The organism is Rhizobium sp. P2_G2 (assembly GCF_056403555.1).
Map to the genome: position 1 here is coordinate 1 of NZ_JBFUFF010000151.1, position 11,404 is coordinate 11,404.

General features: G+C 58.6%; 11 protein-coding genes and 1 pseudogene. 7 read left to right on the forward strand and 5 right to left on the reverse strand.

Features of this window, described 5'->3' with window-relative positions; genetic code table 11:
- Both AC1D06_RS39585 and AC1D06_RS39590 read left to right on the forward strand, forming a co-directional pair.
- The coding region (locus AC1D06_RS39585) for a helix-turn-helix domain-containing protein (RefSeq protein ID WP_477990995.1) at positions 1-236 on the forward strand (236 nt) is incomplete at its 5' end.
- Positions 237-1,077: 841 nt separating this feature from the next.
- Positions 1,078-3,090 (forward strand): methyl-accepting chemotaxis protein, encoded by a 2,013-nt coding sequence (locus AC1D06_RS39590; RefSeq protein ID WP_477990996.1) that lies wholly within the window; start codon positions 1,078-1,080, stop codon positions 3,088-3,090.
- Between the two features lie 136 nt (positions 3,091-3,226).
- On the opposite strand, the pseudogene AC1D06_RS39595 reads toward AC1D06_RS39590, so the two are convergent.
- From AC1D06_RS39595 to AC1D06_RS39610, 4 genes and pseudogenes are all read right to left on the reverse strand, one after another.
- Positions 3,227-3,376 (reverse strand): annotated as a pseudogene (locus AC1D06_RS39595) (DNA polymerase IV); the annotation flags it as partial.
- Between the two features lie 211 nt (positions 3,377-3,587).
- Positions 3,588-3,860, reverse strand: a complete 273-nt coding sequence (locus AC1D06_RS39600; RefSeq protein ID WP_477990997.1) for a MurR/RpiR family transcriptional regulator — start codon at positions 3,858-3,860, stop codon at positions 3,588-3,590.
- 96 nt (positions 3,861-3,956) lie between these two features.
- Positions 3,957-5,183, reverse strand: coding sequence for an NAD(P)/FAD-dependent oxidoreductase (locus AC1D06_RS39605; RefSeq protein WP_477990998.1), 1,227 nt, complete (start codon positions 5,181-5,183; stop codon positions 3,957-3,959).
- A gap of 1 nt (position 5,184) precedes the next feature.
- Positions 5,185-5,499, reverse strand: a complete 315-nt coding sequence (locus tag AC1D06_RS39610) for a MocE family 2Fe-2S type ferredoxin (RefSeq protein WP_477990999.1) — start codon at positions 5,497-5,499, stop codon at positions 5,185-5,187.
- Positions 5,500-5,765: 266 nt separating this feature from the next.
- Here AC1D06_RS39610 and AC1D06_RS39615 point away from each other — a divergent pair, with 266 nt between their 5' ends.
- Both AC1D06_RS39615 and AC1D06_RS39620 read left to right on the forward strand, forming a co-directional pair.
- Positions 5,766-6,779, forward strand: a complete 1,014-nt coding sequence (locus tag AC1D06_RS39615; RefSeq protein WP_477991000.1) for a sterol desaturase family protein — start codon at positions 5,766-5,768, stop codon at positions 6,777-6,779.
- 107 nt (positions 6,780-6,886) lie between these two features.
- A complete protein-coding gene (locus tag AC1D06_RS39620; protein ID WP_477991001.1) occupies positions 6,887-7,939 on the forward strand; it encodes a LacI family DNA-binding transcriptional regulator in 1,053 nt (350 codons plus the stop codon).
- Positions 7,940-7,994: 55 nt separating this feature from the next.
- Here the strand turns inward: AC1D06_RS39620 and AC1D06_RS39625 are convergent, their stop codons facing one another.
- Positions 7,995-9,014, reverse strand: coding sequence for a LacI family DNA-binding transcriptional regulator (locus AC1D06_RS39625; protein ID WP_477991002.1), 1,020 nt, complete (start codon positions 9,012-9,014; stop codon positions 7,995-7,997).
- Positions 9,015-9,501: 487 nt separating this feature from the next.
- Between AC1D06_RS39625 and AC1D06_RS39630 the strand changes: the two genes are divergently transcribed.
- The 3 genes from AC1D06_RS39630 to AC1D06_RS39640 form a co-directional block, all read left to right on the forward strand.
- Complete coding sequence (locus AC1D06_RS39630; RefSeq protein WP_477991003.1) at positions 9,502-10,527, forward strand: substrate-binding domain-containing protein; 1,026 nt, start codon at positions 9,502-9,504, stop codon at positions 10,525-10,527.
- A 127-nt stretch (positions 10,528-10,654) separates the two neighbouring features.
- Positions 10,655-11,185, forward strand: coding sequence for an ABC transporter permease (locus tag AC1D06_RS39635; protein WP_477991004.1), 531 nt, complete (start codon positions 10,655-10,657; stop codon positions 11,183-11,185).
- A 106-nt stretch (positions 11,186-11,291) separates the two neighbouring features.
- Positions 11,292-11,404: winged helix-turn-helix transcriptional regulator (locus AC1D06_RS39640; protein WP_477991005.1), on the forward strand; the 113-nt coding region annotated here is incomplete at its 3' end.

Consider the following 11,404-nt stretch of genomic DNA (forward strand, 5'->3'; position numbering starts at 1 on the left):
ATCAATGGGCGCGCACCGGCCGAATCAATGGGCGCGCACCGGCCGAACGCGACCTGCAACGCTATTTCGGCGTCACCCCGCCATCCGTCCACCAGATGCTGCTCACGCTCGAAAGCAACGGCCTGATCCGCAGGCAGCCACGCATCGCACGCAGTGTCGAACTACTCATCCACCACAACTGCCTGCCAACATTGCAGCCAAACCAAACCGTCAAATCCTCTGTGCAGAGGTACTAGCACTACTAGCCATACCGTCGGAAACTGAAATCCTTCAGCCTGCTTTTCAACCCGGCCATCCGGCAGGATCAGCATGATTGATGGACCATTGACATAGATCCTGCCTGCAGCGTCGATGACGATTTCGTTCCAGGTGCCCGGTCCGAGGATGGCGAACTCCATCATGATTTCGCCATCGAAACGCATAAGAGATGACGAACCCGACTGGACCACGAAAAGCTCGTCCTCCGCGCTGAAATCGAACGATCGCGGCGGAGCTTTAGCAGGAACGACAAGCCGTGATTGGTTTCCCTTTTCAAGAACCCGGATCTCGCCGCCGGTCCAATCGGCAAACCCGAGCTCGCCTCGATGCCAACAGGGACTCAACGAGGCCTCTTCCGCTCAATAATACATTTGCCGGCATGTTCGCCTCCTCGGTTAATCTGCACCTCCCTAGGACGCACGACTGGGACGAGCCGACAGTCCGAAAAAGAAACTTGGGATTGGGTACTTTCTTATCGGCGACCTCTGACGATGGGTAGCGATTTTGCCACTTCGGCTTTGGACTGTATCTGCCGTTCCGGCGTATGGCACACAACGTCTCCGAACTGCCAAGGAGCGCATGCCGCCATGATCTCGGGGCCATGCGGAAGTGTGCGCTTTGACGCTTGATCAGTTCACTACCAGCCTCAACGAAAACTTAAGCATTCTGTCATAATTCTAAACAACCACCTCGCCACTGAGTGTGTGAAAAAATGTCTGAGTTCCGCATGCATTGTGCCGCTGGAACATGGCCTTCCAGCTTGTTGACCGATTTCGTCGGCCCGGAAGCGTAGGCGGTCCGTGCCACAGGAGTGAGATGATGCCATCCAAACTTTTCAGCCGTATCAGTACCAAAATGGCCGCGATGTCAGCGATCGGCGTTTTCATGGTATTGTCCTTGCTGGCGGCGGTTTGGGTTGGCGACGGTTCGGTCGGTAAAAGCTCCGATTACGGTCGGATGCAGCTGGTCATTTCCCGAGATTTGGTGGACGCGAAGGCATCATTGCGTGGCATGATGATGGGAATGTTGGAATTACGCCTGGCTGAGACTTCGCCTGACGCTGCGAAAGCGCGCGAATATGTTGCCAAGCGGCATGACTCGGTGATCAAGTATCTGGCAAGCGCAAGCGCTCACGCCAGACTTCAGGCCAACAAAGATCGTCTGGCTAAAATCACCGAGCTGACGAGCCAGTGGATGACCGAATATGAAGGTCTCTCAAGATCGATCAACGTCAGAGAAAGCAGCGCTACCAACAGCTCGGAAGCCTCTACTGAGGAAAAAGCTGCCCAAGGTAAGCTCCAGGACATTGCCGACGAGATCGGGTCGTTACTCGATGAGTGCGTGGATGCGGCCAAAAGCAAAGCCGAGGAAGCGGGAGCGCAAATGTCGTCCGCATCCAGCCTGGCGTTGCAAATCAGCCTTGGGATGGGATTTCTCGTGGTCGCGACCCTTATCGCCTCGGCGATTTTTGGCTCGAGGGCGATCGCCCGCCCAATCGGGCAGTTGACAGCAAGCATGAAACAGCTTGCCGATGGCGACTTGGAAACCGCAGTGCCGTTCGCCAGTCGGGTCGATGAGATTGGCGAGATGGCCGGCGCTGTGGATGTCTTTAAGCAGAACGGCATCCGAATGCGGCAACTCAATGCCCAGGAGCGTGCCCTGCAGGAAAAGAACGCGGATTTGTCCTCAAATATCTCGACCGTTGTCGCTGCCGCCGTTGCCGGCGACTTTACCCGACGAATTCAGAAAGCCTATGACAATCCTGATCTCGATCGCTTCGCGGCAAGCGTCAACGAGCTCGTAACCTCCGTGCACCGGGGCGTCAGTGAGGCACAGCGCGTCATCGCGGCATTGGCGCATGGGGATCTCACCGACGAGATGCGAGGCGAATTTGAAGGCTCATTCGGAGAGCTCAAGCGCGATGTGAATGCCACAATGGACGGTTTGAGAACCGTGATGGCAGAAGTCCGCACGGCGATCGACACGATCAATTCCGGCACTGGCGAGCTCAGCAATGCGTCCGGCGACCTGTCAAAGCGTACCGAACAGCAGGCGGCCGCATTAGAGGAAACCGCCGCAAGTCTGGAAGAGATCACGTCAGCGGTGAAGAGTTCGACGGACCGCGCGGCCGAAGCCAGTCAAATGGTGAGCGAAGCGCGCAGAAGCACGGATCAATCGAGCGCAGTGGTCACCGATGCCGTCGCGGCTATGGGACGTATCGAGAAGGCCTCCGGCGAGATCAGCCAGATCATCAATGTCATCGACGAGATTGCGTTTCAAACCAATCTGCTTGCGCTTAACGCCGGAGTGGAGGCAGCGCGAGCCGGGGAGGCCGGCAAGGGGTTTGCGGTCGTCGCCCAAGAGGTCCGCGAACTTGCGCAGCGTTCCGCTCGCGCCGCCAAGGACATCAAGGATCTCATTACTCGCTCAGGCACCGAAGTGCAGACCGGTGTGAGACTTGTGACTGCAACCGGCGAAGCACTGAGCCTCATTCAGGGTCAGGTAACCAGGATCAACGAACACGTCCAGTCGATCGCCACTGCAGCCCAGGAACAAACGACCGGCCTCTCTGAAGTCAACACGGCGATAAATCAGATGGATCAGGTTACGCAGCAGAACGCGGCTATGGTCGAGGAGGCCACCGCAAGTACTAGCCGGCTGGCAGAAGAGGTCGTTTCTCTTTCCCGATTGATTTCACGATTCAAAGTGCAGGCTGAGGGGCGGCAAGCGACTTCGTTCACCGCGGCGGCCAGCCACAGCCCGCCGCCGGCCTCTCCAGCGCGTGCGTTGCGTCAGACACTGGCAAACGCAGTGAGTGCCAAAGCAGTCTAACCATGACAAGTATCCTGGAGATCGCCAGGCAGGCGCTCATTTACAGCCGGTCAGCCGACCTGCTACACCCTCAGACCTCCCGCCGGGATCGTCTTGATTAACGGCTTTGCGGAAATAGTTGGATCAAGCCAATCGTTTTTTTGATCAATGGCTGAAGCCCTTGACGGGCCGGCTCAAAGGCATTGAAATCCTGCGAAAACGTATCTTCGGCGCCGACGGATTTGCGCACCCGATTAGGCTTGAGCTGACGCACGTCGATGCCGCGGGCAATGCCATAGAAATACGGCGCGCGTGTCGCAGCTACACCCTGCAAAAAGCGCGCCGAAACGTCGTCCTTCTGGACACTCCAGGAGGTGATCGGAAGGCGCTTTGGACGATATCCAACCGAAAGATGGCTTTGTCGCAGTCACTTTGCGGAAAGGGTTGGTGGAAAGGTTTGTGGTCCGTTGGCGGAGGGGCTGGAGCCGAATTCATAGGCCTCCATCAGTGGCGTTTCCTTAGGCCGCCAGCGACGCAAGATGGTTTCGGAAAATCGTCCTGAACTCCTTGAAGCTGTCGAATCCGAATGCGTTGGCAAGACGGCTGACCGTGTGGCCGGAAACGGCGCAGTCTCGAGCGATCGACTGCAGTGTTCCGAATGCGATCATGTGGGGCCGCTCGAAGGCCAGGCGTCCCACTCGTTCCATCTGCGTCGGAAGGACGATCGTGCGGGTTGCCACCAATCGCTTTAATGTCTCGAAGTCTTCAGGACGGGCCGATCCATTTACCATTGACTGCTCCTTGAATTTCCAATGGGGGTCGCGCGCAAGGCCGGGGGACCGGTTCTCACATGGCGTCGCACCACGGGGTGGCGACGCATGTCGAAATCACGCTGCGAGTAGCGATTTCAACCGCACGTCCGAGGAGGCGAGCGCCGCTGCGTCGGGCTTCGCACCAGCGGCGATAAGTCTCTCCGAGAGCTTGATGTCACGGCCGACGACGTTGCCGCGGCCGATGCCGCTCGCCGACAAAAGCACGCCGCTTTCGCCGAGATGGAACAGGATGAAAGCATCGTCGCCAATCTCGCGACGGACCGTCATCACCACCCCGTCCGCAAGTCCCGTCACCTGGAGCGTAAGGTCGTATTGATCGCTCCAGAAATAGGGTACCGAACCTATGAGCTCGGAGCCGCCAAGCATGTTTTTCGCAGCGAGATTGCCCTGATCCTGGGCGTTTTTCCAGGCCTCGAGCCTGGTCCTTCGACCGTTCGCGAGCGGGAAACTGCAGCAGTCGCCGGCCGCGTAGACATCGGCCGCGCTGGTTCGAAGTTGCTCGTCGACCGCGATGCCGTTCTCGACCTGGATGCCCGCGACCTCCGCGAGAGACGTGTTGGGCACGGCACCGATGCCGACCACGACGGCGTCGACGCGGAGCGTGCTCCCGTCGGCGAGCGAGATGGAGACCCCGTCAGCTTCCTCCGAGATCGCGGCGATGCCGACACCGCATCGAAGATCGACGCCTTCGGCGCGATGCCGAGCGGAAATCACTTCCGCGATCGCTTCGGGGACGCCGCGCATGAGAACGCGAGGCTGTGCCTCGATCACTGTGACCTTGGTTCCGAGCGCTCGCGCTGTCGCGGCCAGCTCGAGGCCGATAAATCCGGCTCCGACGATTGCCAGGCTCGCGTTCGGGCCGAGGCTCGACCTGATGTCGACCGCGTCGTCGAAGGTCCGCAGGTATTTCACCCGGCCGTGGGAAGGCCCGGTTTCGGGAAGCCGCCGCGGACGCGCGCCCGTGGCGATCAAAAGCTTTTCGAAAGGAAGGACATCGCCGCCCACAAGAAGGACCTTGTGCTCTTCCGGGACGATCGCCTCAGCGGTGACGCCGAGCCGCACGTCGATCCCGGTGTCGCGGTACTTCTCCATGGGCGCTATCGGCTTGTGACCCGGATTGTTCACTAGCGTCGATTTTGAAAGCGGCGGCCGTTCATAGGGCAGGTGGGTTTCGCTTCCGAGAAGCGTCACGCTGCCCTCGTAGCCGTTTTCCCTCAGCGCGAACGCTGCCCGCGCTCCGCATTCCCCGGCACCGATGATCACCATGCCCGCGCCCGACATTTCAGTTCACCTGCAGGAAGACCGAACCGTCTTCCACCTTCACGGGATAGGTCTTCAGGTTGACACACACGGGCGCGCGGGTGGCGGCACCGGTTTTGTAGTTGAAGGTTCCGTTGTGCTTGGGGCATTCGATCATGTCGTCCATCACCAATCCGTCGGCCAGATGGATTTTCTCGTGGGTGCACAGGCCGTCAGTTGCATGGAACGTGTCTTCGGGACTGCGGTAAACCGCGAACGTACGACTGCCATGGTCGAAGCGCATGACGTCTTCCTCGTCAATGTCGTCGGTCGAACAAACCCTGATCCAGTCACTCATCTGCGAACCCCATGTAGAACGACGATTGGTCTCGGAGGAAGCCTCGAGTTCCGGGCAACGGCACGGCAAACATGTCGCCGCGGCCTCTGCCTAGCGCTCCCCCGAGCTTTGATGAGAACTTTTTAACCTCAAATCGTCGGCAGAACACCGCCCAAAATGATGGTTTCCCATCATTTTGGGCGGTTGTTCGGATGGCGACCCGAGGATCATAAAGGGCAAGAACTTGGCGCGCGTCGAGCGGCAAAACGATATCGGAGGACGACCCAATGGACGACCTGAAATACGGCAAACGCAACAAGCGCGGAGACTGGGCACCTAACGAAGCGCTCCAGGTGTCTCCCCTCCTGCGGTTCCCGTGGAGCGCGATCGCGGTACTCAAGTGGCTTCCGGGCTATTTCCTGCCATGGAACGCGTTTTTCTTCGCGATCGCGCTAGCGACATGGACATGGCTGACCCCGAGCATCGAGACTATGAAGACCCTTGCGCCCGGCTGGATCATCTATCTCTTCGCGCTGAATGCGGCGTGGGTGCTCCTATGGTACGGCACGTGGGAGCTGCTTTTCTATGTCCGCCGCCGCCAAGGCAATTCGTTCAAATACAATGGCAAATGGGCCTCCGAAAACCCCAGCGACGTCTTCATGTTCAAATCGCAAAATATCGACAACGCGATCAGGACGTTCGGAACCGGGGTGCCGATCTGGACCGCTTACGAAGTGCTCATATTGTGGGTGTTCGCGAACCATTGGGTTCCATGGTCGACATGGGCGGACAACAAGTGGTGGCTGCTCGGCTTCGGCCTGGTCCTGCCGATCATCCACGAGGTCCACTTCTACTGCATCCATCGCTTGATCCACGTGCCTATCTTTTACAAGTGGATTCATTCGGTGCACCACAATTCCGTCAACGCGACACCGTGGTCCAGCCTGTCGATGCACCCGGTAGAGCATCTGCTCTACTGGTCCGGATCGCTCATCCACCTGATCGTGGCCTCCCATCCGGTGCTGGCCCTCTATCACCTGCACATTGCCGGGACCGGCGCGATCGTCGGGCACATCGGCTTCGACAAGATTGTGGTCGGCGACGAGAAGGCCATGGATACGCATGCCTATGCCCACTACCTCCACCACAAGTTCTTCGAGGTTAACTACGCGGACGGCGGAATTCCGTTGGATCAGTGGTTTGGCACTTGGCACGACGGCACCAAGGCAGGCGACGCGCTCATGGAGGCGCGGTGGCAAAAGAAGCGTGCCCGCATGAACGCCAACCAGCCCAGCGCATAAACTCCGCGAACCATCCTCCCTGCATAATCGATCGCGACTTGAAAACTTCGCCTCCACGTTTATCGTGGGGGCGTTTTTCATCGGACCGACATCCGGAAAAAGGGTTCATGAGCGATAATCCGCTTCAAAAGCTTTCCAGGAAGGGACTGCAAGACGTCGCAGAACTTGCGGGAGTCGGAATCGCGACTGTGGACCGGGTGGTGAACGAGCGCGGCAACGTCTCCGAGAAGACGACGCTGCGCGTCTTGGAGGCGGCCAAGCAGCTCAATCTCCGACGGTCGCTGCCTGCGGTCCGTCACCGGAACGTCCGCATCGAGGTCATTTTGCGGGGACCCGTCGATGAATTCTTCCAGCGTCTGAACAGGGCCTTTGGCAAAATCGGCGTCGGACTTGACCGCTCGATAATCCTCCACCGAAACACCGTCGATGAGCGCCGCCCGCTGAACCTCGCGCACCATATCGCCGCGTCGACGGCGGACGCAATCATTGTCTTCAGCGGAACCGCCTATCCGGCGCTCCTATCCGCGATCGAAGGCAAAACGTCCCGCGGCGTCCCGGTGCTCACAATAAACAGCGACCTGCCGGAGTCGACTCGTACCGCCCATTTCGGAGCGGACCACTACAAGATGGGAAGGACGGCCGCGTTTTTCATGTCCAAGATGGCCCGTGACGGGTCGTTGCTGGTGATCCGCCACAGCGAAAACTACAAAGGTCATAAGGAGCGCGTGCAGGGGTTTATCGACGGCTTGGCAGAGCGCGGCGGTGACCTGAGATTGGCTGATATCCTGTCGGGTCAAGACCAGGCGTCCCTGACGCACCAGCTTGTCTACAAGGCGCTAACGAAGCATCACGAAGTCGTCGGAATTTATAGTGCCGGCGGCGGCCGCGCCGGGGTCGGAGCGGCGCTGCAGTCACTGGGCCTGGCAGGCAAGATCGTGTTCATCGCACATGAATTGACCGACAAGTCGACCGAGATGCTCAGATCGGGTGTCATGACGCTTGTTCTCGACCAAAACCCGGAGGAGCAGGCTCGCCAAGCCATGGGCTATCTGTTGAAGCACTTTGAATACGCGGATGGGTTCAATCCATCCGCAATTCCATTCTCGGTGATCTCCGAGGAGATGATCGATAACTATCGCGAGGATGCTGAGAGCGCCTAGTTAATAAGCGAACCGCGCCGACTTTCAGGATCGCGTCATCCGAACTCGAAGCCCATCACCAATTGCAATTAAATTTTGTGTATATCTTGACTTCGGTTGATCCGGCGGGCACCGGAAGGCCGTTCCACTTGGCTTCGACGCTCTTCACGGCCAGCGCGGCCTCCTGCTCGACGTCGTGACCGATGACGATGTCCATCAACCCCGTTTCCAGCAAGGTCCTCGAGTTGGTGTTCAATTCGTGCCCGATGAACACTGTCTTGCCGGCGAGTCCGGAGTCCTCCAGTGCTCGTCCGATTCCCCAATTTCCACCCGCGACATTGTAGATGCCGAGTGGCGCGCCTTCTGCCTCTATGTATTGCATGACATTGCGGTATGAGTACTCGGCGTCGTCGTTCGAATTGACGCGGTGATCGAGGTCGAGATGGGTGAATTCAGACCTCAGAACCCTCCTAAATCCAAGTTCGCGCTCCTCCTGTACCCGGTATGGCGCACTGAAGACGATCAAGACCTTCCCGGCGTTGGCACCAACGAGGCGTCCCATAAGATAGGCGGCCGTTGAACCTGCGGCGGTCTGATCGTTGCCCACATAGGCGGTCCTGGCGGAACTCGCGAGGTCCGTGGTGATGCAGATCACCGGCATTTTCTTGCTGACTGTCCGAAGGGCGCGATTGATCAACAAATCCTCGCGAGCCACGATCACGAGGCCGTGCGAAGTCTCGGCAGCGCGGTCGATTGCGGTGACAAATTCGGCCGCATCGAAATCGGCCGTGCTGTAAGCCCGAAATTCCAGGCGGACGTGCGGCGTGCTTTCCGCGAGCCTCCCGACCGCCCTTTCAAGGGAGGAATTGAAGCTCGTGCCCGACTCTGCAATGAACGATATGGTCGGCGTGTCGGCTTTACCGGAAACGGGAACGCCCTGTGTCAACTTCGCGATGGCGTCCATCACCTTGGTCTTCGTCGCCTCACGGACACTCTCGCGACCGTTCACGACACGGTCGACGGTTGCGGTTCCCACTCCCGCGGCCCTCGCGATTTCGGAAATCGTGGGCGTGCGCCATGGTCGTTGATGAGCCATTTGTGTCTCCTGACGATGCGAACGTATGATGCGATTTCGATCACGTCAATTGACTTGGAATATTGCACTGATTGATTATGCACCGCTTTTGAGACGTCAAGCGCCAAAATGATGGATACCCATCAACAATTATCCGATCCTTCGTTTACTTGATGCATCTCTGATGTTTAGATCATCGCGTCCGGAAGATGGCCTCAGGAGGATTGCCAGCCGGGTGTTTCGGAGGATGGAAATGAACAGATTAAACTGTCGCTGAGGCGCGCTTCGGTCCGAAGTGGGAGGCACGCAGAGTGCGAGGCCGACCACAAGTCCGCCGAATGGCCCAGAATTCCCCCAGCTCCCCAAAACGAGAGTGTCTTCCCGCGGACGGCTTAGGCTGTCTTCCGGAAGAGGCGATTGATGAACTTGAGCGTCGCACGACGCATCAAGAAACCCCAACGTGCGTCTGACGAACTGATCAGCCGCCAACATGCCGAGGAGGGCAAGTATGGAACGTCGTGATTTTTTTAAGGCCGCTGGCCTCATTGCCGCAACGCCCCTGATGGGCGCGGCGACCAGCCCGTTGATGAGCACCGTCGCCATGGCCGCCGACGCGGGCAAGAAATACACTTTTGTCCACATCCTGTGGGGCATGACCGACGCCAACGTGCAATTCCACGTCCAGGCGGGCGGAGAATACATGAAATCGCATCCCGAGGTCGAGATTAAGTACGTCGGCCCCGAAAACTACGATCCGGCCGAACACGCCAAATTCCTCGATACCACGGTCAACGCGAAGCCCGATGGCATCGCGATGCACATCTCTTCGGTCGATGCGCTGCTGCCGGGTTTGAAGGCGGCTAAGACGGCGGGGATTCCCTTCGTCTCGGTTACCTCGCACCCGCCGAGCGCCGAAGACAACGCCAAGCTGAAGGGCCTGCTGTTGACCTGGGTCGGTGCCGACGAGTCGTTAATCGGCGACGTGATGGCAAAGCGTGTGCTCAAGGATGTTCCTAAGCCGCGGCGCGTCGCTTATCTCTTCTCGCACCTCGGTCACGCAGGCCATGAGCAGCGCGCAAAGGGCTTCTTCGCGGCAATGCCTTCGGGCACCGTTACCGACAAGGTGGTCACGGGCGAAGAGCCGCAGGCTGCCAAGGACGCGATCCGTTCGTACCTTTCCGCCAACGCCGACGTCGATGTGGTCTTCGGTGGCGCGCCGTCCAACAAGCTTTGGGCCGATGTCGTCGACGAACTGGACCGCAAGGCTATCAAGTACCTGACTTCAGACGATGCCCCATCGTCGCTGGAAGCCATCAAGGCAGGCTATTGTCTGGCCACCTTCACGCAGCAGTTCCCGATCCAGGCACCGTTTGCCTATGAGACGCTCTATCACTTCAAACGCGTGGCCATGAATCCGATTGCGCCGATCATCACGGGTCCGGCGGTCATCGACGCGTCCAACGTAGATGGGTACAAGGCGCAGGTCATGGCCGTGTTTGGCGAGAAGGGCTACGCCGACTTGAACCCGTTCTGATCCGAGTGCGGACGGAGGGACAGACCCTCCGTCCGTCCTTTCGCAACGGACCATCGTAAGGCGAAGCGCTGCGGTTGCAGTCCTCGCCGATTTGCGAAGACGGTCATCCGCCACCGAAGGGTGCGACATGAATCCTCTTAAATTACTGACAGGCCGCATCGAGACAAGCGTAATTTTCGGCGCACTGCTGCTGGTTCTCGTCATGGTGGCCAGCACCCACGGCCAGTGGCTGAACAACGTTCCTTCGGTCCTCCGGGTGACCGCGCAGGTCGGCATTATCGCTATCGGCCAGTCCCTGCTCATGACTTCAGGAGAAGTCGATCTTTCGGTTGGCTCGGTCTTCGCGATCACGGGCGTGGTTTTCCTTTGGCTCACAGGCATTCTGGGTCTCAATGTCGAGATGGCAATCGTGCTGTCCCTGTTCGCGGCCGGCATGATCGGGCTGATCAACGGCATCATCACGACGCGTTTCCAAGTGCCGTCGATGATCGTGACCATGGGTGCCATGTTCATCTATCGAGGCTTCACCTTCCTAGCCACCCAAGGTGCGAGCCTTTCCCTTCCGCGTGAAATTCGACACGATCCGGTTTTTACGGTCGTGAAGGCCAAGCTCTTCGGCCTGAACATGCCGGTCTACGTGCTGGCTATTCTCTGTTGAGTGCCACTGAGAACTGACCCAGTTTGACGTAATATTTCCACTGAGAATTGACCCATGTTTGAACCTTGCCCTGCGTGTTTTCAGCGAGGGCTACGGAGTGATCGACATGGCGTTATTGAGCGTGATCCGACGCTGGCATTTTCGAGAGCATTTATCGATCCGGGAGATTGGCCGCAGGACCGGCCTGTCCCGGAACACCATCCGCAAATATCTGCGTGT